Source organism: Mycobacterium helveticum, from assembly GCF_007714205.1.
Lineage (GTDB): Bacteria > Actinomycetota > Actinomycetes > Mycobacteriales > Mycobacteriaceae > Mycobacterium > Mycobacterium helveticum.
Genome location: NZ_VMQU01000032.1, coordinates 20808 through 45691, shown reverse-complemented (window position 1 = coordinate 45691; position 24884 = coordinate 20808). Strand labels below are relative to the sequence as shown.

24 protein-coding genes and 1 pseudogene are annotated in these 24884 nt (G+C 67.7%); 12 read left to right on the top strand and 13 right to left on the bottom strand.

What is annotated here, in order from left to right; all coding sequences use genetic code 11:
* Nucleotides 1-94 precede the first annotated feature (94 nt).
* Nucleotides 95-1462, bottom strand: a complete 1368-nt coding sequence (locus FPZ47_RS09950; protein ID WP_425461767.1) for a DUF445 domain-containing protein — start codon at nucleotides 1460-1462, stop codon at nucleotides 95-97.
* Nucleotides 1463-1627: 165 nt separating this feature from the next.
* On the opposite strand from FPZ47_RS09950, the gene FPZ47_RS09945 reads away from it, so the two are divergent.
* Nucleotides 1628-2329 (top strand): TetR/AcrR family transcriptional regulator, encoded by a 702-nt coding sequence (locus FPZ47_RS09945; RefSeq protein ID WP_144950842.1) that lies wholly within the window; start codon nucleotides 1628-1630, stop codon nucleotides 2327-2329.
* A 192-nt stretch (nucleotides 2330-2521) separates the two neighbouring features.
* Nucleotides 2522-3385, top strand: coding sequence for a cyclopropane mycolic acid synthase PcaA (gene pcaA, locus FPZ47_RS09940; protein WP_144950836.1), 864 nt, complete (start codon nucleotides 2522-2524; stop codon nucleotides 3383-3385).
* A 45-nt stretch (nucleotides 3386-3430) separates the two neighbouring features.
* Here the strand turns inward: pcaA and FPZ47_RS09935 are convergent, their stop codons facing one another.
* The 4 genes from FPZ47_RS09935 to FPZ47_RS09920 form a co-directional block, all read right to left on the bottom strand.
* Nucleotides 3431-4291, bottom strand: coding sequence for a cyclopropane mycolic acid synthase family methyltransferase (locus tag FPZ47_RS09935; protein WP_144950834.1), 861 nt, complete (start codon nucleotides 4289-4291; stop codon nucleotides 3431-3433).
* Between the two features lie 73 nt (nucleotides 4292-4364).
* Complete coding sequence (locus FPZ47_RS09930) at nucleotides 4365-5228, bottom strand: 3-hydroxybutyryl-CoA dehydrogenase (protein ID WP_144950832.1); 864 nt, start codon at nucleotides 5226-5228, stop codon at nucleotides 4365-4367.
* Between the two features lie 144 nt (nucleotides 5229-5372).
* Nucleotides 5373-6659, bottom strand: a complete 1287-nt coding sequence (gene aceA / locus FPZ47_RS09925) for an isocitrate lyase (RefSeq protein ID WP_144950830.1) — start codon at nucleotides 6657-6659, stop codon at nucleotides 5373-5375.
* Nucleotides 6660-6939: 280 nt separating this feature from the next.
* Entirely contained in the window at nucleotides 6940-7737 is a 798-nt protein-coding gene (locus FPZ47_RS09920; RefSeq protein WP_144950828.1) for an acyl-[acyl-carrier-protein] thioesterase, read from the bottom strand.
* 155 nt (nucleotides 7738-7892) lie between these two features.
* Here FPZ47_RS09920 and ramB point away from each other — a divergent pair, with 155 nt between their 5' ends.
* Both ramB and FPZ47_RS09910 read left to right on the top strand, forming a co-directional pair.
* Entirely contained in the window at nucleotides 7893-9308 is a 1416-nt protein-coding gene (gene ramB, locus FPZ47_RS09915; protein WP_144950826.1) for an acetate metabolism transcriptional regulator RamB, read from the top strand.
* Complete coding sequence (locus FPZ47_RS09910; RefSeq protein WP_144950824.1) at nucleotides 9305-9868, top strand: carboxymuconolactone decarboxylase family protein; 564 nt, start codon at nucleotides 9305-9307, stop codon at nucleotides 9866-9868. The genes ramB and FPZ47_RS09910 overlap by 4 nt, the downstream gene beginning before the upstream one ends.
* Here the strand turns inward: FPZ47_RS09910 and FPZ47_RS09905 are convergent.
* Genes FPZ47_RS09905 through exaC form a run of 6 tightly spaced genes read right to left on the bottom strand, consistent with a single transcriptional unit; the run spans nucleotide 9859 to nucleotide 14446 of the window.
* A complete protein-coding gene (locus FPZ47_RS09905) occupies nucleotides 9859-10134 on the bottom strand; it encodes a hypothetical protein (RefSeq protein ID WP_144950822.1) in 276 nt (91 codons plus the stop codon). The two genes, FPZ47_RS09910 and FPZ47_RS09905, sit on opposite strands and share 10 nt — an antisense overlap.
* A 13-nt stretch (nucleotides 10135-10147) precedes the next feature.
* The gene (lpdA, locus tag FPZ47_RS09900; protein ID WP_144950820.1) at nucleotides 10148-11554 is read right to left on the bottom strand and encodes a dihydrolipoyl dehydrogenase; all 1407 of its coding nucleotides are present in this window, start codon (nucleotides 11552-11554) and stop codon (nucleotides 10148-10150) included.
* A gap of 32 nt (nucleotides 11555-11586) precedes the next feature.
* Nucleotides 11587-12141, bottom strand: coding sequence for a hypothetical protein (locus FPZ47_RS09895; RefSeq protein ID WP_144950818.1), 555 nt, complete (start codon nucleotides 12139-12141; stop codon nucleotides 11587-11589).
* Entirely contained in the window at nucleotides 12134-12412 is a 279-nt protein-coding gene (locus FPZ47_RS09890) for a putative holin (protein WP_144950816.1), read from the bottom strand. Before FPZ47_RS09890 ends, FPZ47_RS09895 begins: the two co-directional genes overlap by 8 nt.
* Nucleotides 12413-12422: 10 nt before the next feature.
* Nucleotides 12423-12923 (bottom strand): DUF779 domain-containing protein, encoded by a 501-nt coding sequence (locus FPZ47_RS09885; protein ID WP_144950814.1) that lies wholly within the window; start codon nucleotides 12921-12923, stop codon nucleotides 12423-12425.
* Nucleotides 12923-14446 carry an acetaldehyde dehydrogenase ExaC gene (gene exaC, locus FPZ47_RS09880; protein ID WP_144950812.1) on the bottom strand — a complete coding sequence of 508 codons (1524 nt, stop codon included), beginning with the start codon at nucleotides 14444-14446 and terminating at the stop codon, nucleotides 12923-12925. The genes FPZ47_RS09885 and exaC overlap by 1 nt, the downstream gene beginning before the upstream one ends.
* A 67-nt stretch (nucleotides 14447-14513) precedes the next feature.
* Between exaC and FPZ47_RS09875 the strand changes: the two genes are divergently transcribed.
* The 6 genes and pseudogenes from FPZ47_RS09875 to FPZ47_RS09850 form a co-directional block, all read left to right on the top strand.
* Nucleotides 14514-16601 (top strand): prolyl oligopeptidase family serine peptidase, encoded by a 2088-nt coding sequence (locus FPZ47_RS09875; protein WP_144950810.1) that lies wholly within the window; start codon nucleotides 14514-14516, stop codon nucleotides 16599-16601.
* Between the two features lie 82 nt (nucleotides 16602-16683).
* Nucleotides 16684-16995 carry a hypothetical protein gene (locus FPZ47_RS09870; RefSeq protein ID WP_144950808.1) on the top strand — a complete coding sequence of 104 codons (312 nt, stop codon included), beginning with the start codon at nucleotides 16684-16686 and terminating at the stop codon, nucleotides 16993-16995.
* A gap of 11 nt (nucleotides 16996-17006) precedes the next feature.
* Nucleotides 17007-17927, top strand: a complete 921-nt coding sequence (locus tag FPZ47_RS09865; protein WP_144950806.1) for a crotonase/enoyl-CoA hydratase family protein — start codon at nucleotides 17007-17009, stop codon at nucleotides 17925-17927.
* Between the two features lie 76 nt (nucleotides 17928-18003).
* Nucleotides 18004-18465, top strand: a complete 462-nt coding sequence (locus FPZ47_RS09860) for a DUF5078 domain-containing protein (protein ID WP_144950804.1) — start codon at nucleotides 18004-18006, stop codon at nucleotides 18463-18465.
* Nucleotides 18466-18556: 91 nt separating this feature from the next.
* Nucleotides 18557-19840: a phosphatidylserine decarboxylase family protein gene (locus FPZ47_RS09855; RefSeq protein ID WP_144950802.1), complete on the top strand. Its 1284-nt coding sequence runs from the start codon at nucleotides 18557-18559 to the stop codon at nucleotides 19838-19840.
* A gap of 114 nt (nucleotides 19841-19954) precedes the next feature.
* Nucleotides 19955-20173 (top strand): annotated as a pseudogene (locus FPZ47_RS09850) (PE family protein); the annotation flags it as partial.
* On the opposite strand, the gene FPZ47_RS09845 reads toward FPZ47_RS09850, so the two are convergent.
* Together FPZ47_RS09845 and FPZ47_RS09840 are read right to left on the bottom strand one after the other, a co-directional pair.
* Nucleotides 20140-20364, bottom strand: a complete 225-nt coding sequence (locus FPZ47_RS09845; protein ID WP_144950800.1) for a hypothetical protein — start codon at nucleotides 20362-20364, stop codon at nucleotides 20140-20142. The pseudogene FPZ47_RS09850 and the gene FPZ47_RS09845 sit on opposite strands and share 34 nt — an antisense overlap.
* A 187-nt stretch (nucleotides 20365-20551) precedes the next feature.
* Complete coding sequence (locus FPZ47_RS09840) at nucleotides 20552-21238, bottom strand: TetR/AcrR family transcriptional regulator (RefSeq protein WP_144950798.1); 687 nt, start codon at nucleotides 21236-21238, stop codon at nucleotides 20552-20554.
* Between the two features lie 265 nt (nucleotides 21239-21503).
* Between FPZ47_RS09840 and FPZ47_RS09835 the strand changes: the two genes are divergently transcribed.
* The gene (locus FPZ47_RS09835) at nucleotides 21504-21995 is read left to right on the top strand and encodes an MmpS family transport accessory protein (RefSeq protein ID WP_144950840.1); all 492 of its coding nucleotides are present in this window, start codon (nucleotides 21504-21506) and stop codon (nucleotides 21993-21995) included.
* On the top strand, nucleotides 21992-24880 hold the full coding sequence (locus FPZ47_RS09830; RefSeq protein ID WP_144950796.1) for an MMPL/RND family transporter: 2889 nt from the start codon (nucleotides 21992-21994) through the stop codon (nucleotides 24878-24880). The genes FPZ47_RS09835 and FPZ47_RS09830 overlap by 4 nt, the downstream gene beginning before the upstream one ends.
* Nucleotides 24881-24884 lie beyond the last annotated feature (4 nt).

Below are 24884 nucleotides of genomic sequence, written 5' to 3'. Positions count from 1 at the left end.
CTGACCCCGGTTTCGCGGGCATTCCTTACGTGATGCATGGATCAACTTTCGCGGGCATCTTGACGTGATGCATTACGGCACTAGTTAGCACTTCTCAGAACATCAGCTGCGCGACGGCGTAAATGACGAGTCCCGCCAATGCGCCCACCACGGTGCCATTGATCCGGATGAATTGCAGGTCACGCCCCACGTGTAACTCGATGCGCCGGCTGGCCTCGTCGGCATTCCAGCGCTCGATCGTCTCGGTGATGATGGCGGTGATCTCCACCCCGTACTGCGTGACCAGGTGTTGTGCCGCCCTGACGATCCAGTCGTCGACCCTGTCGCGCAGGTCGGCGTCGTCGCGCAGCGATTCGCCGACCCGCACGACCGTGTCGGCGATGCGTGAGCGCAGCGTGCTGGACGGGTCGTCGACGCCTTCGAGCACCAGCCGCTTGAGCGTCCGCCACGCGGTCGCGGCGGCCTTGCCGATCTCCTCGCGCGCCATCAGCTGCTCCTTGACGGCATCGGCACGCGCGATGGTGTCCGGGTCGTGCTGCAGGTCCTCGGCGAACTCGAACAGGAATTGGGTCGCCGAGCGGCGCAATTCGTGGTCGGGGTTGCGGCGCACCTTGTCGGTGAAATCCATCAGTTCGCGGTGGATGCGGTCGCCGACGAGCTGGTCGACGAATCGCGGGGACCAGCTCGGCGAATCACGCTCGACCACCCGCGCAATCACCTCGCCGGCGTTCAGCGACCACTGAAAAGCCCGGTCGGCCAGCAACTGGATCAGTGCCTCTTGCCGGTTCTCGGCCAGCAAAGTCCCCAGCACCCGCCCCACGGGGGGGCCCCACTGCGGTTCGCCGATGCGGCGCACGATCATCCGATCGATCACCTGCTGGACGTCGTCGTCGCGCAGCAACTCCACCAGCACCCGCAGCACCGTCGCGGTCTCGCCGGCCACCCGCTCGGCGTGTGGCGCCTCCGAGAGCCACTTGCCCAGCCGTCCGGGCACCTGCGCGTCGCGCAGCTTGGTCTCGACGACCGAAGGGGACAGGAAGTTCTCCCGCACGAAGGTGCCCAGGCCCTCGCCGAGCTGGTCCTTCTTGCGCTTGATGATCGCGGTGTGCGGGATCGGAATGCCCAGCGGGTGCTTGAACAGCGCGGTGACGGCGAACCAGTCGGCCAGGGCGCCCACCATGCCGGCCTCCGCGGCCGCGCCCACGTAGCCGACCCAGACGGCCGCGCCGCCCTGCGCCTGCAACCACCGGCAGGCGAGGAACACACCGGTGGCACCGACCAGGAAGCCCAGTGCCACAAGCTTCATGCGGCGCAAGCCCACCCGCCGCCCGGCGTCGCCATCGGAATCCGCCCCGGCGAACGACTCCGCCAACGACGCGCGGGGCCGCTCGCCCGCCGGCGTCTCGACCCGATCGGGGGCCCTATGCGTCACCGCGCCAGCATCCTCGTGCCACCACACCATCATCCATGCACCGTCGGGCCGCCGTCCGCATCAGCGTCGGTCCGGGCCGCGCTCGCCCGCTCCGGCGACACCGCCGGGCAATCCGGCGGACATGCCGACGGTGCGCCCGGCGGGGCCCGGCGGCCCGTAGTATCGAGGGCGTCTAGTGAATGGGAATTCGTGACAGTGGCTGAGCACCTCCCGGCCGGGACCGTGAAGACCGACGGCCGCAAGCGGCGTTGGCACCAGCACAAGGTGGACCGTCGCAACGAGTTGGTCGATGGCACGATCGACGCGATTCGCCGGCAGGGCCGTTTCGTGAGCATGGACGAGATCGCGGCGGAGATCGGGGTGTCCAAGACCGTGCTGTACCGCTACTTCGTCGACAAGAACGACCTGACGACGGCGGTGATGATGCGCTTCACGCAGACCACCCTGATCCCCAACATGGCGGCCGCGCTGTCGTCGAACCTGGACGGCATCGACCTGACCCGGGAGGTCATCCGGGTGTATGTCGACACGGTGGCGTCCGAACCCGAGCCGTACCGGTTCGTCATGGCAAACAACTCAGCCGGCAAGAACAAGGTGGTCGCCGACTCCGAACGGATCATCGCGCGCATGCTCGCCGTGCTGATGCGCCGCCGCATGCACGAGGCCGGAATGGACACCGGCGGCGTCGAGCCGTGGGCCTACCTGATCGTCGGCGGGGTCCAGCTGGCCACCCACTCCTGGATGTCGGACCCGCGGATGACCAGTGACGAGCTCATCGACTACCTGACGATGCTGAGCTGGAGCGCGCTGCGCGGGATCGTCGAGGTCGGCGGGTCGCTGGAGAAGTTCCGGGAGGAGCCGCACCCCACGCCGATCGTCCCTCCCCCGGGGGAATGACCGGCTCGCGCCCGGGCGCACACGGGCGAAAACTTTTCCCTTTCGGGGGCGCAACGATCTCGTGTGACCTACCCGGCGGAAGGGGACTTTGACCGTGGGAGCGGCTAGCATGCAGGGGATGCGTTGGGGGTAGTCGGGTTGCGCCGTTCGACAGCGCCCGTGCCTCGGAAAAACAGAAAGGCCCATTACGTTATGTCCGTGCAGCTCACGCCGCATTTCGGGAACGTGCAAGCCCATTACGACCTGTCCGACGACTTCTTTCGGCTGTTCCTGGACCCCACCCAGACCTACAGCTGCGCCTACTTCGAGCGCGACGGCATGACGCTGGAGGAAGCCCAGCTCGCCAAGATCGACCTTTCGCTGGGCAAGCTCCACCTCGAGCCGGGAATGACGCTACTCGACATCGGCTGCGGTTGGGGCGCCACCATGCGGCGGGCCATCGAGAAGTACGACGTCAACGTGGTGGGCCTGACGCTGTCGGAGAACCAGGCCGAGCATGTGCAGAAGTCGTTCGACCAGATGGACACCGCCCGCTCCCGCCGGGTGCTGCTGGAGGGCTGGGAGAAGTTCCACGAACCGGTCGACCGGATCGTCTCCATCGGCGCGTTCGAGCACTTCGGCCGCCGGCGCTGGGGCCACTTCTTCCACATGGCCCACCGGGTGCTGCCGGCGGACGGCCTCATGATGTTGCACACCATCACGCGTCCCACCTTCAAAGAGGCCCGGGCGAAGGGCAGGCCGCTGACCCATGAGGTCGTTCACTTCACCCAGTTCATCCTGGCCGAGATCTTCCCGGGCGGCTGGCTGCCGACCATCCCGTCGGTCGAAGAACACGCGTCCGCGGCGGGCTTCACGCTGACCCGGATCCAGTCGTTGCAGCCGCACTACGCGAGGACGCTGGACACCTGGGCCGCCGCCCTCGAGGCCAACCGGGAGCAGGCGCTGGAGATCCAGCCCGAGGAGGTCTACGACCGGTACATGAAGTACCTCACCGGCTGCGCCGACTTGTTCCGTGAGGGCTACACCGACGTCAACCAATTCACGCTGGAAAAGTAACCGCGCGACGCCCCTGGTTCGTCCAGCAACGATTCGGGGCGTCGCTCACTTCACCAGAGTGAATTGCCCGACGTTGCTGATGCCCTTGCGGAAGAAGTTCTCACACCCGATCAGATAGTGCATGTACCGGTCGTACACTTCTTCCGATTGGACGGCGACGGCCTTGTCCTTGTTTGCCGCCAGATTGGCCGCCCACATATTGAGAGTCCGCTCGTAATGCTCGCGCAATAGTTGCACTCTTTCGACGGAGAACCCCGCGGGCTCGGCGAACTTGAAGATGTCTTCCTGCGTCGGCAATTGCCCGCCCGGGAAAATGTCGGTGCCGATGAATCGCGCAAACCGGATATCGCTCATCGTCAGGGTGATGCCGCGCGCGGGCATCGTTTGCCACTGATACGTCAGAATTGTGTGCAACAACATCCGGCCGTCGTCGGGCAGGATGCCGTAGGCGCGTTCGAAGAACGCGGGCCAGCGATCCGCCTTGAACGCCTCGAACGCGCCGATGCTGACGATCCGGTCGACCTTGTCGTCGAACTCCTCCCAGCCCTGCAACCGCACCTCGACGTTGCGTGCCGTGGGGATGCCGGCAAGCCGCTGCTTGCTGTACTCGAATTGGTTGCGGCTCAACGTGATACCGATGACGTTGACGTCGAACTTCTCGACCGCGCGCTGCAGCGCGCCACCCCAGCCGCACCCGATGTCGAGCAACGTCATCCCGGGTTCGAGATCGAGCTTGCCCAGCGCCAGGTCGAACTTCGCGTTCTGCGCTTCTTCGAGGTTCATGTCGTCGCGCTCGAAGTAGGCGCAGGTGTAACCCATGGTCGGGTCCAGGAACAACGCGAAAAACTCATCGGAGACGTCGTAGATGGATTGCGACTCTTCGTAGTACGGCCTCAGCGCGGTCATGCTCTTGGTCAACCTCCCGACTATTGAACGGCAGAATAGTAACACCGATCGGCGGGGGTCCTGTCATACGCCGTCAGTACGCGTAGAAGCCCCGGCCCGATTTCTTGCCGAGGCGACCCGCCTCCACCATACGCAGCAGCAGCGGCGGCGGGCCGTATTGCGGCTCCTTGAATTCGTCGAACATCTTGTCCGCGATCAGTTTCAGGGTGTCCAGGCCGACGAGGTCGGACAGCCGCAGCGGGCCCATCGGGTGCGATAGCCCGGCAACCACGGCCTTGTCGACGTCCTCCACGGTGGCAAAGCCGGCCTCCACCATCCGGATCGCCGACAGCAAATACGGCACCAGCAACGCGTTCACGACGAATCCGGAACGGTCCGAACACCGCACCACCTGCTTGCCCAGCACCGCCCCGGCGAACTCCTCGGTGCGGGCGGCGGCGGCTTCGTCGGTGACCAGCGTGCAGACGAGCTCGACCAGCGGCAGCACCGGGACAGGGTTGAAGAAGTGCAGCCCCAGCACGCGCTGCGGGTTCTTGGTCGCCGCCGCGACCTTCATGATCGGGATGCTGGAGGTGTTGGACGCCAGCACCGCGTCCGGGTCGGTGATGACCCGGTCCAGTTCGGCGAAGACGTTCGCCTTGACGGCTTCGTCCTCGACGATGGCCTCGATGACCAGCTGCCGGTCCGCCAGGTCTTTGAGGTCGGTGGTGAAGGTGAGCTTGCCGAGCGCGCGGTCGCGCTCCCGTTCGGTCACCTTGCCCGCGCTGACGCCGCGCTCGAGCGACTTCACGATGCGGTTGCGGCCGGCCGTGATCAACGCCTCGGTGGTCTCGAACACCGTCACGTCGACACCGGCGCGGACCGAGACCTCGGCGATGCCGGATCCCATCTGGCCGGCCCCGACCACACCTACCCGCTGGATCGCTGCGTCGCTCACACGTTCCTCCTTTAATGCCCGAGCAGACGCAGAATCGCGTCAACTGGGGTGCAGGAGTGCGATTCTGCGTCTGCTCGGCAGACTAACTCAGTGGCTCAGGCCGGTCGGTTCCACTGCCTCGTCGCGGGCCACACCCGCTCCTCGTCAGTGGAACTGGCCCTCTTCGGTGGAACCGGTCAGCGCGGTCGTCGAGGAGTTCGGGTCGACCGTGGTGGCGATGCGGTCGAAGTACCCGGCGCCGACCTCACGCTGGTGCTTGGTTGCGGTGTAGCCCCGCTCCTCGGCGGCGAACTCGCGCTCCTGCAACTCGACATAGGCGCTCATCTGGTTGCGGGCGTAGCCGTAGGCCAGGTCGAACATCGAGTAGTTCAGCGCGTGGAAGCCGGCCAGCGTGATGAACTGGAACTTGAATCCCATTGCGGCGAGCTCCTTTTGGAACTTCGCGATGGTGCTGTCGTCGAGGTGCTTGCGCCAGTTGAACGACGGCGAGCAGTTGTAGGCCAGCATCTGGTCGGGGAATTCGGCCTTGACCGCCTCGGAGAACTTGCGCGCAAGCTCGAGGTCGGGGGTCCCGGTCTCCATCCAGATCAGGTCGGCGTACGGGGCGTAGGACTTGGCCCGGGCGATGCAGGGCTCGATCCCGTTGCGGGTGCGGTAGAAGCCCTCCCGGGTGCGCTCGCCGGTGATGAACGGCCGGTCGCGCTCGTCGACGTCCGAGGTGATCAGCGTGGCCGCCTCGGCGTCGGTACGGGCGATCACGATGGTCGGGACGTCGCACACGTCGGCGGCCAGCCGGGCCGACGTCAGCGTGCGGATGTGCTGCTGGGTGGGGATCAGCACCTTGCCGCCCAGGTGGCCACACTTCTTCTCCGACGCCAGCTGGTCCTCCCAGTGGGTGCCCGCGACCCCGGCCGCGATCATGGCCTTCTGCAGCTCGAAGACGTTGAGGGCGCCGCCGAAGCCGGCCTCGCCGTCGGCGACGATCGGCGCCAGCCAGTTCTCCACCGAGGTGTCGCCCTCGATCTTGGCGATCTGGTCGGCGCGCTGCAGCGCGTTGTTGATCCGGCGAACCACCTGCGGCACCGAGTTGGCCGGGTACAGGCTCTGGTCGGGGTAGGTCTGGCCGGACAGGTTGGCGTCACCGGCGACCTGCCAGCCCGACAGGTAGATCGCCTTGAGACCGGCGCGCACCTGCTGGACGGCCATGTTGCCGGTCAGGGCGCCGAGCGCGTTGACCCACTCCAGGTCGTGCAGTTCGTCCCACAACACCTCCGCGCCGCGGCGCGCCAGCGTGTTCTCCTCGACGACCGTGCCCTGCAGCGCGACGACGTCTTCGGCGGTGTAGGTGCGGGTCACGTCCTTCCAGCGCGGGTTGGTGTCCCAGTCCTGCTGGATCTTCTCGGCGCTCTTCGGGGTGCCAACGACAGACATTGGGCTTGACTCCTTAACAGACTTTGATCGTCGCGGCCGGTGCCGTCTTGCGGCGTAGCTACGGGCCGGACTTCGCTGGTGTGCTAACTCGACGATGGCACAGCGTGCGGACCGGAGTCCACCCATTTCAATTGCCAATTTCGGCTACGACTTCCGCCGAGTTTGCAAATCTTGCGAAGCCGCTCGAAAACTTAACCGTTTCAGAAGCTACCCGCCGGTAATCGCAAAGTTGCAGGTCAAGCGTGCATTTGTCCGGGCGCCCGCGCCGGGCGGCCGGAGGTCAGAGCGCGAAGAGCGCGGCGACGGCTTTAGTCTCGTCAGCCACCGCATATGTGAGCGTCGTAACAGCCCGGTCGGCCAGGTCGGCGCCGAACCGCTCGGTCGAGCCGGCCGGGTGCACGTGCGAGATGATCTCGAGCTTGTCGCCCAGCGCCACCGGTGCCTCGTGTTCGATGGTCACCCGCAGCGGGCCGGCCAGCAGTTCGAGGTGTGACGCGAGGTAGTCCTCGACCACGCTCCAATAGACCGCGTTGTTCATGTGGTCGAACAGGTCGATATCGGTGATGCGGACCGGGAACTCGTGGATCTCGAACGCGTCGTCGCGACCGCCGGGCTTGAGGTAGCCCTTCCAGCGCAGCCGGTCGACGTCGGTCGTCTTGCGCAGCTGGTCCATGAAGTCGTCGGCGATGCGCGAGGGCATCTGGGTGTCCCGGTTGATGTTGATCCAGAACGCCTCGGACTCGATCAGGCCGCCACCGCGCTTCCCGTCGATGCGCACCCGCATCTCGCACCACCGGTTGGAGGTGCCCGAGCACCACCTGCGCAGGCGCAGCATGTCCTGGAACTCGATCGGCCGGATCAGGTCCACCATGGTGCGGCGGACGATCCACAGCGGATGGGTCTCCTCGAAACCCATCTCGCGCAGCTGGTCCTGCCCGATGTCCTGGGCGTGGCGGGCGGCCGCGTCCAGCCGCAGCCGGCCGGTGCGGTCGATGTCGCCCACCCGCAGCGGCCATTCGCGGTCGAACACGGCGGGGTGGCCGTCCGGGACCGGCATCATTCTCTTATCCAGGCTCACGGCGTCGCTCCCGTACTCTTCTCGGCACCCAGGCTTGACGCCGGGCCCGAGGCGAATCATGCCAATGACGTCACTCGAATATCAATTGTGACGAAGCCGTATCCGCCTGCCAACTCTGCGAACCCGGCCTTCGCATGACGGGTACGCTCACTGGCGTGTCGAAGACGTTCGTCGGCTCCCGCGTTCGCCAGCTGCGCAACGAGCGCGGGTTCTCCCAGGCCGCGCTGGCCCAGATGCTGGAGATCTCGCCGAGCTACCTCAACCAGATCGAGCACGACGTGCGCCCCCTGACGGTGGCCGTGTTGCTGCGGATCACCGAGGTGTTCGGGGTGGACGCGACCTTTTTCGCCTCGCAGGACGACACCCGGCTGGTGGCCGAGCTGCGCGAGGTGACGATGGACCGCGACCTGGACATCGACGTCGACCCCACCGAGGTCGCCGAGATGGTCGGCGACCATCCCGCCCTGGCCCGGGCCGTGGTCAACCTGCACCGGCGCTACCGCATCACCACCGCACAGCTGGCCGCCGCCACCGAGGAGCGCAACTTCGACGGCAGCGGCACCGGGTCGATCACCATGCCCCACGAAGAGGTGCGCGACTACTTCTACCAACGCCAGAACTACCTGCACGAGCTGGACACCGCCGCCGAAGACCTCACGATCCAGATGCGGCTGCACCACGGCGATCTGGCCCGCGAGCTGAACCGCCGCCTCACCGAGGTGCACGGGGTGCACATCAACCGGCGCATCGACCTCGGCGACACCGTGCTGCACCGCTACGACCCGGCGACCAAGACTCTCGAGATCAGCACTCACCTCTCGCTGGGCCAGCAGGTTTTCAAGATGGCGGCCGAACTGGCCTACCTCGAGTTCGGCGACCTGATCGACAGCCTGGTCGAGCAGGGAAAGTTCACCAGCGACGAGTCGCACACCCTGGCCCGGCTGGGACTGGCCAACTACTTCGCCGCGGCCGCGGTGCTGCCATACCGCCAGTTCCACGACGTCGCGGAGAATTTCCGCTACGACGTCGAGCGCCTGTCGTCGTTCTACGCGGTGAGCTACGAGACCGTCGCGCACCGGCTCTCCACGCTGCAACGGCCGTCGATGCGCGGCGTCCCGTTCTCGTTCATCCGGGTGGACCGGGCGGGCAACATGTCGAAACGCCAGTCCGCCACCGGTTTTCACTTCTCCTCCAGCGGCGGCACCTGCCCGTTGTGGAACGTCTACGAGACGTTCGCCAACCCCGGCAAGATCCTGGTGCAGATCGCCCAGATGCCCGACGGGCGCAACTACATGTGGGTGGCACGCACCGTGGAGCGCCGCGCCGCGCGGTATGGTCAGCCCGGTAAGACCTTCGCGATCGGGCTGGGCTGCGAACTCCGGCACGCCCACCGGCTCGTCTACTCGGAAGGACTCGACTTGTCGGGTGAGATCGCCACACCGATCGGCGCGGGCTGCCGTGTCTGCGAACGCGACAACTGCCCGCAGCGGGCGTTCCCGGCGTTGGGGCGCGCGCTCGACCTCGACGAGCACCGCAGCACCGTGTCCCCCTACCTGGTGAGGCAGCCATGACCGCGGGCCCGGGCCGCATTCCCTCGACGACGAAACTTCGCGACCTGGGGCTGATCAACTGGGTGGCGGCGCGGCTGATGGCACGCACCGTGCGGGCGCCGGAGATGCACCTGTTCACCACGCTGGGCCGGCACCGGCGGCTGCTGTGGTTGTGGATGCCCTACTCCGGCGCATTGCTGCGGGGTCGGCTGCCGCGGGCCGATGCCGAGTTGGTGATCCTGCGGGTCGGGCACGTGCGTGGGTGCGAGTACGAGTTGCAGCACCACCGGCGGCTGGGGCGCCAGGCGGGCCTGGACGCGGCCACCCAGGCCGCGATCTTCGCCTGGCCGCAGTCCGCCGACGGCGCCGCCACGCTGAACGCCCGACAGGCCGCGCTGCTGCGGGCCACCGACGAGTTCCTCAACGACCGCACGCTGACCGGCGCGACCTGGCAACAGCTGGCATGCCACCTCGATCAGCGGCAGTTGATCGAATTCTGTTTGTTGGCAAGCCAATACGATGGGCTGGCCGCGACGATAACCGCGCTCGACATTCCGCTGGACAACCCGCGCTACAGGTAGGTGTCGGCCACCACGGCCACCGTCAGGACCACGGGCAGGAGCGGCAGCCCGGCCGCGAACGCCGCCCAGGCGTGGCTGCGGCGGCGCCGCAGCCACCATGCCCAGGCCGCGGCGCCGGCACCGAGCACGACCGCCAGCAACAACACCGGCGGAGCCCACCGGCTCACGGTGGTGGTGTCGTTGCCGATCGAAAAGGCCACCAGCCACAGGACGTAACCGGTGGCCACGCCGCCGACGGCACCGAGGATGGTGTCACCGCGGATCATCGCACCGCTGCCATCAGAAGTTGATCATGTGGCCGGTCAGGCCATGGAAGCACTCCTGCAGCGCCTCGGACATGGTCGGGTGGGTGTGCACGTTGCGGGCCAGTTCGGCCGCGGTCAGGTCCCACTTCTGCGCCAGTGTCAGCTCGGGCAGCAGCTCGGACACGTCGTGGCCGATCAGGTGCCCGCCCAGCAGCTCGCCGTGCGTGGCATCGGCGACCAGCTTGACGAAACCGCTGGGGTCGCCCAAACCGTGGGCCTTGGCGTTGGCGGTGAACGGGAACTTGGCGACCCGAACGTCGTATCCCGCGTCCCGGGCCTGCTCCTCGGTGAGCCCGAAGCTGGCCACCTGCGGCTGGCAGAACGTCGCGCGGGGCAGCATGCGGCAGTCCCCGAGCGGCAACGTCTCGGCCCCGGCGATGGTCTCGGCCGCCACCACCCCCATGGCCTCCGCGACGTGCGCCAGCATCAGGAAGGCGGTCACGTCACCGATGGCGTAGATGTGGGGAACGCTGGTGCGCATGTACTCGTTGATGCCGATGCCCCGGTATTCGTTCAGCGCGACGCCGGTCCGCTCCAGCCCGTAGCCTTCGACGTTGGGCGCAAAACCGATGGCCTGCAACACCTTTGCGGCCTTGAGCTCCTCGGACTTGCCGTCCTTGGTGACCATCACGGTGACCTGCGGGCCACTGGACCCAGGGTCGGAGATCGACTCGACCTTGGTGCCGGTGAGGATCTTGACGCCCAGCTTCTTGAACTGCTTCTCGATCTCCTTGGACACCTCGGCGTCCTCGTTGGGCAGCGCGCGGGGCAAAAACTCGACGATCGTCACGTCGACGCCGTAATTGCGCAGCACGTAGCCGAACTCCATGCCGATCGCGCCGGCACCGGCGATGATGATCGACTCCGGCAGCTCGCGGGACAGGATCTGTTCCTCGTAGGTGACCACGTTGTCCGACAGCGACGTGCCCGGCACCAGCCGGGTGCTGCTGCCGGTGGCGATGATGGCGTTGTCGAACGTGACGTCCTCGCTACCGCCCTCGTTCAACTCGACCGACACGGTGTTGGCGTCGGTGAATCTGCCGTAGCCGTGAATCTCGGTGATCTTGTTCTTCTTCATCAGGAAGTGCACGCCGGCCACGCGGCCCTCGGCCACCTTGCGGCTGCGGTCATAGGCGATCCCGTAGTCGAAGGTCGCCTCGCCGCCGATGCCGAAGGTCTTGGCCTCCTTGGTGAAGATGTGCGCCAGCTCGGCGTTGCGCAGCAGCGCCTTGGACGGGATGCAGCCGACGTTGAGGCAGACCCCGCCCCAGTACTTCGGTTCGACGATGGCCGTGTTCAGGCCGAGCTGGGCGGCGCGAATGGCGGCGACATATCCGCCGGGGCCCGCTCCGAGGACGACGACGTCATAGTGAGAAGTCACGAGCCCACCCTAGTGGGCGGCCCGGCCGGCCGTTAATACGGAATGATGCCGACCAGGCAGTGACCCGTCTGCTGGCAGTAGTAGAAGCCGTACAGCGGCGCCGCCGCGGCAACGGAGGCCAACGGCGCCGACAGCACCGCCACCGACAGCGCCGAGACCAGCGGCCGCCCTTCGGTCATGGCCAGCATCACGGCGCCCACGGCGCAGGCCACGACGTAGGCCAGGACCACGAACACCGGCAGCGACTTGTCGATCGTGTGGTACCACCACGAGAACAGCCCCAGCCCGACCGGCGCCGCCGCGCACCACACGGCGGCGATCACCAGCGCCAGCTTCCACCACTTCAGGTAGAGGTAGCGTCCGGGAACGGTGACCGGCACCGGCGCGCCGCCCGGCTCGCGCTCCACCGGCGCCTCGGGCGCGCCGGGCTCCTCGGGGCCGGTGACCACGGGTAGCGGCTGCGAGCCGGTGTCGTCGGAGAAATCCGGGGCCCAGGACTGGGTGCCGGTGTGCTCGTCGTCGTCGGAGAAGTCCGGGACGAACGCCGCGGTCCCCGGGCCCGACTCGGGGTCGTGGTCGTCAGGCACCGCAGGCCACCCGCAGCGCGACGAGCACACCGAACCATCCCGGCCCGAGACCCAGGACGAAGGCGCCCAGCGTCGTGACCCAGCGGCGCCCGGAGAACAGGATCGTCAGCAGCCCGGTCAGGGCCGGAATGCCGACGACCAGCGCGATCGCGACGTCCGGGCGGGTGCCGGCGCGGGCCACCGAGGTGAACGCGACCCCGGCCAGCAGCCCGGCCGCGCACCCGAGGAGCATGGCGCTCGCCAGCAGCCAGGGACGCGGAAGTGGGATCACGCTGACGAGATTACTGCGATCGCCGCGCGGGGGGAGGGCACGTTCCCGGCGCGGCACCGGTGCCGACAACCACCACCTCACCCCGTGCCGACGGGCGTTCGCCGCGCTCGTAGGCGGCGCCGGTGACGACGGGCGCGGCGCGCAGCCGGGCCTGCTCCTCGTCGGTGAAGACGCGGCCGCGGGACAGGAACCGCACCCCTTCCGGCGCCTCGAGGCTGAACCCGCCGCCGCGGCCCGGTACCACGTCGATGACCAGCTGGGTGTGTTTCCACACCTCGTACTGCGGGCCCGAGATCCACACGGGCACCCCGTCCCCGACATCGAGCACCCCGAGCAACACGTCACGGTCGCCGACGAGGAAGTCCCCGCGCGGGAAGCACATCGGCGACGACCCGTCGCAGCAGCCGCCGGACTGGTGGAACATCAGCGGGCCGTGGCGCTCGGCCAGTCGCGCGAGCAGCTCGGCGGCGGCGGCGGTGATGACGGCCCCCGCCGGGGGACCCGGGACCATCAGAAGAAACCGAGCGCCTTGTCGGAGTAGGACACCAGCATGTTCTTGGTCTGCTGGTAGTGCTCGAGCGCCATCTTGTGGCACTCGCGCCCGAAGCCGGACTGCTTGTAGCCGCCGAACGCGGCGTGCGGCGGGTACACGTGGTAGCAGTTCACCCACACCCGCCCGGCCTGGATGTCGCGGCCGGCCCGGTAGGCGGTGTTGCCGTCGCGGCTCCACACGCCGGCGCCCAGACCGTAGAGCGTGTCGTTGGCGATCGCGATCGCGTCGTCGTAGTCGGCGAACGACGTCACCGCCACCACCGGGCCGAAGATCTCCTCCTGGAAGATGCGCATGGCGTTGTTGCCCGCGAAGATCGTCGGCTGCATGTAGTAGCCGCCGGAGAGGTCGCCGCCGAGCTCGGCGCGCTCGCCGCCGGTGATGACCCTGGCGCCCTCGTCCCGGCCGATCTCGACGTAGGACAGGATCTTTTCCAGCTGGTCGTTGGAGGCCTGGGAGCCCAGCATCGTCTCGGTGTCGAGCGGATCGCCCTGCCGCACGGCCTTGGCCCGGATGGCGGCCAGCTCGAGGAACTCGTCGTGGATGTCGGACTGGATCAGGCTGCGCGACGGGCAGGTGCACACCTCGCCCTGGTTGAGGGCGAACATGGTGAACCCTTCCAGCGCCTTGTCGCAGAAGTCGTCACTCTTGGCCATGACGTCGGAGAAGAAGATGTTGGGACTCTTGCCGCCCAGCTCGAGGGTGACCGGGATCAGGTTCTGCGAGGCGTACTGCATGATCAGTCGGCCGGTGGTGGTTTCGCCGGTGAACGCGATCTTGGCGATGCGGTTGCTCGAGGCCAGCGGCTTGCCGGCCTCGGCGCCGAATCCGTTGACCACGTTGACCACCCCGGCCGGCAACAGGTCGCCGATCAGCGACATCAGGTACAGCACCGACGCCGGGGTCTGCTCGGCGGGCTTGAGCACCACCGCGTTACCGGCCGCCAGCGCCGGCGCCATCTTCCAGGCGGACATCAGGATCGGGAAGTTCCACGGAATGATCTGCCCCACCACGCCGAGCGGTTCGTGGAAGTGGTAGGCGACGGTGTCCTCGTCGATCTGGCTCAGCGAACCCTCCTGGGATCGCAGCGCCGCGGCGAAGTACCGGAAATGATCCGCCGCCAGCGGGATGTCGGCGCTCATGGCCTCGCGGATGGGCTTGCCGTTGTCCCAGACCTCGGCCACCGCCAGCGCGGTCTTGTTCTCCTCCATCCGGTCGGCGACCTTGTTCAGGATCGCCGCCCGCGCGGCCGGCGCGGTCTTGCCCCAGGCCGGTGCCGCCGCGTGCGCGGCGTCGAGCGCCCTGTCGATGTCGGCCGCATCCGAGCGGGCCACCTCGCAGAACGTCTGGCCGGTCACCGGCGTCGGGTTCTCGAAGTAGCGGCCACCCGCCGGCGCCACCCACTGCCCCCCGATGAAGTTCCCGTACCGGGACTGATACGACATCAAAGCCCCGGCCGCGCCCGGACGTGCGAAAACAGTCATCTGCTCGGCTCCTTGTGCTCACCGCTGTAACACACCTCACAGTACCGCCCGGGCCACAATGGCTGCCATGACATCTGAGGCTTCCCAGGACGGCGCCGACCCGTATCTGTGGCTCGAGGACATCACCGGCGACGCGGCGCTGGACTGGGTGCGCGCGCGTAACGCACCCACCCTCGCGGAGTTCCGTGACGCCGGCTTCGAGCGGATGCGGACCGAGGCGCTCGAGGTGCTCGACACCGACGCCCGCATCCCCTATGTGGTGCGCCGCGGCGAGTTCCTGTACAACTTCTGGCGCGACGCCGCCAACCCGCGCGGGCTGTGGCGGCGCACCACGCTGGCCGGCTACCGCACCGACTCCCCCGACTGGGACGTGCTGATCGACGTCGACGAGCTGGGGCGCGCCGACGGCGAGAAATGGGTGTGGGCGGGCGCCGGCGTCATCGAGCCCGAGTACACACGCGCGCTGATCGGCCTGTCCCGCGGCGGGTCCGACGCGTCCATTGTCCGTGAATTCGACATGACCACAAGGCAATTCGTCGCCGGAGGATTCGAGCTGCCGGAGGCCAAGTCGCAGGTCGCGTGGGCCGACCGCGATACCGTGCTGGTGGGCACCGACTTCGGCGCAGGCTCGCTCACCGAGTCCGGCTACCCTCGGGTGGTCAAGCGATGGCGCCGGGGCGCACCGCTGAACGAGGCGGAGACCGTCTTCGAGGGCGCCGGCACCGACGTGCGTGTCTTTGCCTCGGTGGACCGGACGCCGGGCTTCGAGCGCACCCTGGTTGGACGGGCGGTCGACTTCTGGAACGAGCAGATCTACGAACTGCGCGGCCCGGAACTGATCCGCATCGACGCACCGACCGACGCCAGCGTCTCGATCCACCGGGAGTGGCTGTTGATCGAGCTGCGCAGCGACTGGCACCACGGCACGGCGACGTACCGCGCGGGGTCGCTGCTGGCGGCCGAATACGATCAATTCCTCTCCGGCACCGCGGAATTGCGGGTGGTGTTCGAGCCCGACGCGCACACCGCCCTGCATCACTACGCCTGGACCAGAGACCGCCTGCTGATCGTGACGCTGGCCGACGTGGCCAGCCGCGTCGAGATCGCCACACCGCCCTCGCGTGACGACCCGCTGCGCCCGGCTTCGCCGCGCTTGCGATCGTCACTGGGCACCTGGCGGCGCGAGCCCGTGGCGGGCATCCCGGCCGCCACCAACACCGTGGTCGCCGCCGCCGACGAACACGGTGACGAGTTCTTCCTCGACTCCAGCGGGTTCGTCACCCCGTCGCGGCTGGTGCGCGGCACCGGCCCGGGGCCACTCGAGTCGATCAAGTCCGCGCCCGCGTTTTTCGACGCCGAAAACTTCTCGGTCGCACAGCATTTCGCTACCTCGGCCGACGGCACCGCCATCCCGTACTTCGTCGTGCGGCCGGCGGGCGCGCGCGGCCCGGGCCCGACGCTGCTCTACGGCTACGGCGGATTCGAGACCGCCAACACGCCCGCCTACAACGGCGTGCTGGGCCGGCTGTGGCTGACCCGCGGCGGCGCCTACGTGCTGGCGAACATTCGCGGCGGCGGCGAGTACGGACCCGGCTGGCACACCCAGGCGATGCGCGAGGGCCGGCACAAGGTGGCCGAGGACTTCGCCGCGGTGGCAACCGATCTGGTGGACCGCGGCATCACGACCGTGGAACACCTCGGCGCCCGCGGGGGCAGCAACGGCGGGTTACTGATGGGCATCATGCTCACCCGGTACCCGGACCGGTTCGGCGCCCTGGTCTGCGACGTGCCGTTGCTGGACATGAAGCGCTACCACCTGTTGCTGGCCGGCGCCTCCTGGGTGGCCGAGTACGGCGACCCGGACAACCCCGAGGACTGGAAGTTCATCTCCGAATACTCGCCGTACCACAACATTTCGGCATCGCGGCAGTACCCGCCGGTGCTGATCACCACGTCGACCCGCGATGACCGCGTCCACCCCGGCCACGCCCGCAAGATGACGGCGGCGCTGGAGGCGGCCGGGCACCAGGTCTGGTACTACGAGAACATCGAGGGCGGGCACGCCGGGGCGGCCGACAACGAGCAGCTGGCGTTCAAGGCGGCGCTGAGCTACTCGTTCCTGCACCGGATGCTGGGGTCCCGGCCCTCCGGTTAGCGCCCGCGGTCGGCGGCGTCGTCGCCGCCGTGCTGGTCCGGTGGGCGCGCAGCCGCCGGGACCCGGCCATAGGATCGTCGACGTGTCAGCGATCGAACGCATCGAACTCACGCTGTTGGCGACCGGATTGATCCTCATCGCGGCGGGAGCGACGCAGGCGCGGTTCCGCTACATCACCCACCGCCGCGCCGCCCGGCGGTACTACTGGACGACCTCGATCGTCGGCATCGTCTGCTTCGCGATCGGGGTCGGCAAGATCTGGCCGAACGGCGTCCTGTCCGCGGCGGTCTTCACCGCCATCGTCGTCGGGTCGGCCTACCTGTCGACGCCCTACCTCAAGATCGGCGGCCGGATCTACGCGTCGATGCCGGAGAATCGCCAGCCCGATCCGTAGGCTGCCGGGCTATGAAACCTGGGGAGACCAGCTTCGAGACCCTGCTCTACGCCACGGCCGGCCCCGTCGCCACCATCACGCTCAACCGCCCCGAGCAGCTGAACACCATCGTCCCGCCGATGCCCGACGAGATCGAGGCGGCGGTGGGCCTGGCCGAGCGCGACCCCACCGTCAAGGTCATGGTCCTGCGCGGCGCGGGCCGGGCCTTTTCCGGCGGTTACGACTTCGGCGAGGGCTTCCGTCACTGGGGCGAGGCGATGATGACGGACGGCGCGTGGGATCCCGGCAAGGACTTCGCGATGGTCACCGCGCGCGAGACGGGGCCGACAAGTAAGTTCATGGCCATCTGGCGGGCCTCCAAGCCGGTGATCGCGCAGGTGCACGGGTGGTGCGTCGGCGGGGCCAGCGACTACGCGCTGTGCGCCGACATCGTCGTCGCCAGCGACGACGCGGTGATCGGCACCCCCTACAGCCGGATGTGGGGCGCCTACCTGACCGGGATGTGGCTGTACCGGCTGAGCCTGGCCAGGGTCAAGTGGCACTCGCTGACGGGCCGCCCGCTGACCGGCGTCCAGGCCGCCGAGGTCGAGCTGATCAACGAAGCGGTGCCGTTCGAGCGGCTCGAGGCCCGCGTCGCCGAGATCGCCGCCGAGTTGGCCTGCATCCCGCTGTCGCAGCTGCGGGCGCAGAAGCTGATCGTCAACCAGGCCTACGAGAACATGGGCCTGGCGTCCACCCAGATGCTGGGCGGCATCCTCGACGGGCTGATGCGCAACACCCCCGAGGCGCTCGATTTCGTCCGCACCGCCGCGACGGAGGGCGTGCGCGCGGCCGTCGAGCGCCGCGACGGCCCGTTCGGGGACTACAGCCAGGCCCCCCCGGAGCTCCGGCCCGATCCGACGCACGTCATCGTCCCTGATAACGATGGATAGTGAGACGGACTACAAAAACGGCGAATATGGCGCAGGGCCCTGCGCCCGGACCCCCGAAAGTGTTACGGTAACAACTATGTCTCGGCTGAGCTCTGGCCTGCGTGCGGGCGTCGTTTTCTTCGTTCTGGGCCTCGCATCGGTTTTGGTTGCCGCGGTGTTCCCGAACACCGCCACCGCCGACTCCACGGAGGACTTCCCGATCCCCCGCCGGATGATCGCCACCACCTGCGATGCCGAGCAGTACATGGCGGCCGTCAGGGACACCAGCCCGGTGTACTACGAGCGCTACATGATCGACTACAACAACCACCAGCAGTACGCGGAGGCGACCCAGGAAAAGGTGCACTGGTTCTTCGGCATGAACCCGGCCGGGCGCAGGGAGTACTCCGAGCACTTCTACGACGCGATCGACCCGCTGTGGTGGGGCTGGCGCAACCACATGAAGATCTTCTTCAACAACAAGGGCGTCGTCGCCAAAGCCACCGACGTGTGCAACACCTATCCCCGCGGCGACATGTCGGTGTGGAACTGGGGCTGAGGGTTTCCACCGGACCCGCGTAGCAGCCACCCTGCCGCCGTTCGCGCGGGGTTCGGTTTGACCCGCCGGGTGCAGGGGAAGGCTGATCGTCATGACGATCAATGCCGATGATGTCGATGTAAGTGTTGACCTGGACGTACGCCGACGGGCCGGCTGGTTGCCGCAGGACTACGACGCCCTGGAGTCGTGGCTTTGCGGGCACCGCAAGCGCGTCGAGGTCAAGGGCGGGCAGAACGAGCTGCACCCGGTGCTCAAGGAATTCAGGCAACTCATCGACGACGACCCCGTCGTGAACATGTACCTCAACGAGATGATCGACCAGGTGCCGCGCACCAAGCAGTACCGCAGCCGCCACCTGCACGACGTGGACCAGCTGCTGGGCCTGATCAACGAGGTCCTCACGATCGCCCCGGAGTTCGGCGACGAGGCGGTGATCATCCCGCTCAGCGCCGTCCTCGACTGGACGACGACCACCCCGGCGGGTGTCGCCGCGTTCCGCGACCCGCGGATCAACGGGATGATCAAGAAGATCCTGGCCGCGTGGTGCGAGTTCCTCGACAGCCCCGACTCGCTGTATGTGCTCAACGATTCCCCGACGGGCTGGAAGTCCCCGAAGGCGTGCCGCACGCTGGGCATCGAGCAGTTCGTCCACGACCCCGACGACGAGCACTGGGGCTTCAAATCCTGGAACGACTTCTTCACCCGTCGCCTCAAAGACGGCCAGCGGCCCGTCGCCGCGCCCGACGACGACAAGGTGATCGTCAGTGCCTGCGAATCGACCCCGTACCGCATCGCGACGAACATCCAGCGCAGGGACCAATTCTGGATCAAGCGTCAGCCGTACTCGCTGTGCGACATGCTGGCCAACGACGAGTCGGTCGACCAGTTCGTCGGCGGAACCGTCTACCAGGCGTACCTGTCGGCGATGAAGTACCACCACTGGCACAGCCCCGTGGCCGGGACGATCGTGCGGGCGTTCGTCCAGCCGGGCACGTACTTCTCGGAGACCGTGTCCCAGCGGTGGGACGCCCTCAAGCCGCCGGACTCGCAGTCCTACATGGCGCACGTCTCGGCGCGCGCGATTCTGCTGATCGAGGCCGACAACCCCGTCATCGGGCTGATGGCGCTGGTGGCGGTCGGCATCGGCGAGGTGTCCTCCACGCTGATCGGCGAGAACATCAAGTCCGGCTACCACGTCGACAAGGGCGAGGAACTCGGCTACTTCCAGTTCGGCGGTTCGACGCACTGCCTGGTCTTCCGCGCCGGCGCGATCGACGACTTCAACTTCTCGGCCATTCCCCAGTCCGAGTACGGCGACGCGCCGACGATCCCGGTGAACTCGAAACTCGCCGTCGCCCCCGACCAGCCCCGGTAGCGCCGGCCGACCGCGGCCCGAGATTGCGTCATTTGACTGATCCCGGGACGCCCGCCACACGCGACGCTTGACCCGTCGCCGCGAGAGGCGTTCGCGGCGGCGGGAGGAAAAGCCATGGCGTTCGTGATCGCAAGCCCGCAGCTGCTGGCAACCGCGGCGCAGGACCTCGCGGGTGTCGGTTGGGCGCTGGATGCCGCCCATGCCGCCGCGGCGCCGCCGACCACCGCGATGCTGCCCGCGGGCCGCGACGAGGTGTCGGCGGCCGTGGTGGCGGTGTTCACCCGCTACGGGCGGGCCTATCAGGCCGTCAGCGCACAGGCGGCGACCTTCCACGACCAGTTCGTCCGCGCGCTGACCGCGGGGGCGAACGAATACGCCGGCGCCGAGGCGGCGATGAGTGCATCGGTGGGCGCGTTGACCGCTGCGGGCAGGTCGTTTCCGGCGGTGTGCAGCAGGGAGACGTTTGCGGAGCCGGTAGACGCAGAAACCCGCCACCGCGACGACCGCCACGACGAGCGGCACATTGCCCTCGGGGCCCTCGGGGCCCTCGGCGGCTCGAGGAGCTCGGCCGCGTTCTCGTCGATACCAGACCGGCCAGGCCACGGAACTTCGGTCTTCTCTTCTGCTCAGGGCGATCCCGAGATCAGGGCGATCCCGAGATCAGGGCCATCCCGAGATCAGGGCCATCCCGAGATCAGGGCCATCCCGAGATCAGGGCGATCCCGAGATCAGGCCGATGCAGGTCGCGGTGAGCAATCGGGTCAGCGCGGATGGGAAATCGATGTTCCACTCCGGCGGGCGGACCTCCGGCTCGTCGGCATAGGCGTCGATGAGCCGCCGCGGCGGGTTGGCGATCTGCCAGAAGGCGGCGGCCAACGAGTACGCGGCGATCAGGATGTCGAAGGCGCCGGAGCGGCCCAGCGCCGGCAGCGCGCGCTCGATCGCGTCGGCGAGCGCGACCGCGGCGGCGGTGATGGTTCGCCGGATCTCGACGACCCTGTCGATGTCCACCTCGTGCTCGAGGTGCAGGTGCAGGTTGGCGAGCAGGTCACAGAACAGCGGGTCGGCGGCCAGCCCGTTGGCCAGTGTCTCGGCGACCCGCGCCGGCGACATCGGGCCCGGTTCACCCAGCTCCGCGCAGACCGCGCCCGACCAGCGGGCCCAGCCTTCGGCGGCGAGGTGCAACAGGACCTCTTTGTGGGACGAGAAGTAGCGGCGCACCGCCGAGTAGTGGATTCCGGCGCGGCCGGCGACGGCGGTCAACGTCACCGACGCGACGCCGGTTTCGAGGGCCAGCGAACGCGCGGCCTCGACGAGCGCCGCCGCACGCTGGCGCTTCTTCTCCTCCGTGCGGGCGCGCTGGAAAGCGAGTTGCGCCACCGGCAGAGCGTAACGCACGTACTGTGATTTGCATAACGCACAACGCGTGATTTGTTGCCCGTCGAGCGCCATCCGGGCTTGCCGTTACGCACGTGATATGCCTTACACTTCAGGGACGTACGGGAAGGAGCCGACCGTCCGGCCCAGGCTGACGACACCGTGATTTACTTAGGTAAGCCTTGGTTGTGTTACTGCCGCACCACCGCCGGCTCGGGTGTCCGGGACGGAGCGCCACCACTGGGATCGGGGGCGGCCGGCGCGACGCGGTGCTCCGTAGTTGACCATGCTCGGGCGGACGGCGGAACCGGCCCGGCCGAACTGCCGACCGGCGAAGGGGAGTCCGATCATCAAGTTGCTGTCGCGAACCTGGATACCGCTGGTGGTCCTGGCGGTGGTGGTCGTCGGGGGATTCGTCGTGTACCGGGTGCACGGCTACTTCGGCTCCGCCAAGCGGGAATCCTACGCGGACAGCAACCTCGAAAACCCGAAGCCCTTCAACCCCAAACGGATCAGCTACGAAGTCTTCGGCCCGGCGGGGGCGGTCGCGGACATCAGTTACTTCGACGTCAACGGCGACCCGCAGCGCGTCGACGGCGCCCGGTTGCCCTGGTCGCTGCGCATCACGACCACGAAGGCGGCGGTGATGGGAAACCTTGTCGCGCAAGGGGATAGTGACACCCTCGGCTGCCGGATCACCGTCGACGGCGAAGTCAAGGCCGAGCGGATCTCCCACGAGGTCCACGCCTACACCTTCTGCCTGGTGAAGTCCGCGTGAGCGCGCCGCCCCCGGGGTCACCCGCCACCGGCGCCCCCCACACCGAACGGCCCTTCCTCGCCCGGCTGATCCACACCCTGGCGGTGCCGATCATCCTGTTCTGGGTAGCCGTCACCGTCCTGCTCAGCATCTTCGTCCCGTCGCTGGAAGAGGTCGGCCAGGAGCGGTCGGTGTCACTGAGCCCCTCGGACGCGCCGTCGTTCGTGGCCATGAAACGCATCGGGCACGTCTTCAAGGAAGGCGAGACCGACAGTTCGGCGATGATCGTGCTGGAGAGCAACCGGGCCCTCGGCGACGACGCCCACCGGTTCTACGACGTCCTGATCCGCAAACTGCGCGCCGACAAGGCGCACGTGCTCAGCGTGCAGGATTTCTGGGGCGATCCCCTGACCGCGGCGGGCGCGCAGAGCAACGACGGCAAGGCCGTGACCGTCCAGGTGAACCTCGCCGGCAACCAGGGCGAGCCGCTGGCCAACGAATCCGTCGAGGCGGTCCGCAAGATCGTGGACGGCGTCCCGCCGCCGCCGGGGGTCAAGGCCTACGTCACCGGCGTGTCGGCCCTGGCCGCGGATCTGCACCACAGCGGCGACCGGTCCATGCTGCGGATCACCGCGACGACGGTCGCGGTGATCCTGATAATGCTGCTGGTCGTCTACCGTTCGCCGATCACGGTGTTCCTGCTGCTGGTCACGGTCGGTTTCGAGTTGACCGCGGCCCGGGGTGCGGTCGCGTTGGTCGGGCACACCGGGCTCATCGGGCTGTCCACGTTCGCGGTCAGCCTGCTGACGTCGCTGGCGATCGCGGCCGGCACCGACTACGGGATCTTCATCATCGGCCGCTACCAGGAGGCGCGCCAGGCCGGCGAGGACCGGGACACGGCGTTCTACACGATGTATCGGGGGACCGCCCACGTCATCCTGGGTTCGGGCCTGACCATCGCCGGGGCCACGTTGTGCCTCAGCTTCGCCCGGATGCCCTACTTCCAGACCCTGGGCGTGCCGTGCGCGGTGGGGATGCTGGTGGCGGTGGCGGTGGCGCTGACGCTGGGGCCCGCGGTGCTGACGGTGGGCAGCCGGTTCGGCCTGTTCGACCCGAAGCGGGTGCTCAAGGTGCGGGGCTGGCGGCGGGTGGGGACCGCGGTGGTGCGCTGGCCGCTGCCCATCCTGGCCGTCACGTGTGCGGTCGCGCTGGTCGGGCTGCTCGCCCTGCCCGGCTATAAGGCCAACTACAACGACCGCAACTACCTGCCCACCTTCATCCCCGCCAACGCCGGCTTCGCGGCCGCGGACCGCCACTTCTCGCAGGCCCGGATGAAGCCGGAGATCCTGATGGTCCAGTCCGACCACGACATGCGCAATCCGGCGGACTTTTTGATCCTGGACCGGCTGGCCAAGGGCATCTTCCGGGTGCCGGGAATCTCCCGCGTGCAGGCGATCACGCGGCCCGACGGCACGACGATGGACCACACCTCGATCCCGTTCCAGATGAGCATGCAGAACGCCGGTCAGCTGCAGACCATGAAATACCAGCGCGACCGCATGAACGACATGCTGGTGCAGGCCGACGAGATGGCCAAGACGATCGCGACGATGCAGCAGATGTACGCCCTGATGACCAGGCTCGTCGCCACCACCCACCGCATGGTCGGCGACACCGAGGCCATGCAGCAGATCACCAACGAACTGCGCGACGAGATCGCCGACTTCGAGGACTTCTGGCGCCCGGTGCGCTCCTATTTCTATTGGGAGAAACACTGTTTCGACATCCCCATCTGCTGGTCGCTTCGCTCGGTGTTCGGCGCGATCGACGGCGTGGACGAGATCTCCGATCAGCTCAACACGCTGGTCGGTGACATCAAGGACCTCGACCGGCTGATGCCGCAGATGGTCGCCCAGTTCCCGCCCATGATCGAGACCATGGTCAGCATGCGCACCATGATGCTGACCATGCACAGCACCATGTCGGGCATCTTCGACCAGATGGACCAGATGAGCGACAACGCCACCGCGATGGGGCATGCGTTCGACGCCGCCAAGAACGACGACTCGTTCTACCTGCCGCCGGAGGTGTTCAAGAACAAGGACTTCAAGCGCGCGATGAACAACTTCCTGTCCGAGGACGGGCACGCGGCGCGGTTCATCATCTTGCACCGGGGTGATCCCGCGTCGGCCGAGGGGATCGCGAGCATCGACAAGATCCAGACCGCGGCCGAGGAGTCGCTCAAGGGAACACCGTTGGAGGACGCCAAGATCTATCTGGGCGGGACGGGGGCCGTCTTCAAGGACATCTCCGAGGGCGCCCAGTGGGATCTGGTGATCGCCGGGGTCTCCTCGCTGTGCCTGATCTTCATCATCATGCTGATCATCACCCGCGCCTTCGTGGCCGCCGCGGTCATCGTCGGCACGGTGGCGGTCTCCCTGGGCGCCTCGTTCGGCTTGTCGGTGCTGTTCTGGCAGCACATTCTCGGCATCCAGCTGCACTGGCTGGTGCTGGCGATGTCGGTCATCGTGCTGCTGGCCGTCGGATCGGACTACAACCTGCTGCTGGTGTCGCGATTCAAACAGGAGATCGGCGCCGGCCTGAACACGGGCATCATCCGGTCCATGGGCGGCACCGGCAAGGTGGTCACCAACGCCGGGCTGGTCTTCGCGTTCACCATGGCCTCCATGGTCGTCAGCGACGTGCGGGTCATCGGCCAGGTGGGCACCACCATCGGCCTGGGTCTGCTGTTCGACACGCTGATCGTGCGCGCGTTCATGACCCCGTCCATCGCCGCGCTGCTGGGCCGCTGGTTCTGGTGGCCCATGCGGGTGCGGTCACGGCCGCCGCGGGTCCATGTGACTCCCGTCAGGCCGCCGGATCACTCGTTCGCCTACAGCGACTAGCCGG

Excerpts from the sequence above, each read along its gene's own strand:
- FPZ47_RS09950 (WP_425461767.1), bottom strand. The coding sequence starts at position 1,462 with ATGGTGTGGTGGCACGAGGATGCTGGCGCGGTGACGCATAGGGCCCCC.
- pcaA (WP_144950836.1), top strand. The coding sequence starts at position 2,522 with ATGTCCGTGCAGCTCACGCCGCATTTCGGGAACGTGCAAGCCCATTAC.
- FPZ47_RS09935 (WP_144950834.1), bottom strand. The coding sequence starts at position 4,291 with ATGACCGCGCTGAGGCCGTACTACGAAGAGTCGCAATCCATCTACGAC.
- aceA (WP_144950830.1), bottom strand. The coding sequence starts at position 6,659 with ATGTCTGTCGTTGGCACCCCGAAGAGCGCCGAGAAGATCCAGCAGGAC.
- FPZ47_RS09910 (WP_144950824.1), top strand. The coding sequence starts at position 9,305 with ATGACCGCGGGCCCGGGCCGCATTCCCTCGACGACGAAACTTCGCGAC.
- FPZ47_RS09905 (WP_144950822.1), bottom strand. The coding sequence starts at position 10,134 with ATGATCCGCGGTGACACCATCCTCGGTGCCGTCGGCGGCGTGGCCACC.
- FPZ47_RS09885 (WP_144950814.1), bottom strand. The coding sequence starts at position 12,923 with ATGGTCCCGGGTCCCCCGGCGGGGGCCGTCATCACCGCCGCCGCCGCC.
- exaC (WP_144950812.1), bottom strand. The coding sequence starts at position 14,446 with ATGACTGTTTTCGCACGTCCGGGCGCGGCCGGGGCTTTGATGTCGTAT.
- FPZ47_RS09875 (WP_144950810.1), top strand. The coding sequence starts at position 14,514 with ATGACATCTGAGGCTTCCCAGGACGGCGCCGACCCGTATCTGTGGCTC.
- FPZ47_RS09865 (WP_144950806.1), top strand. The coding sequence starts at position 17,007 with ATGAAACCTGGGGAGACCAGCTTCGAGACCCTGCTCTACGCCACGGCC.
- FPZ47_RS09860 (WP_144950804.1), top strand. The coding sequence starts at position 18,004 with ATGTCTCGGCTGAGCTCTGGCCTGCGTGCGGGCGTCGTTTTCTTCGTT.
- FPZ47_RS09855 (WP_144950802.1), top strand. The coding sequence starts at position 18,557 with ATGACGATCAATGCCGATGATGTCGATGTAAGTGTTGACCTGGACGTA.
- FPZ47_RS09845 (WP_144950800.1), bottom strand. The coding sequence starts at position 20,364 with ATGTGCCGCTCGTCGTGGCGGTCGTCGCGGTGGCGGGTTTCTGCGTCT.
- FPZ47_RS09835 (WP_144950840.1), top strand. The coding sequence starts at position 21,504 with ATGCTCGGGCGGACGGCGGAACCGGCCCGGCCGAACTGCCGACCGGCG.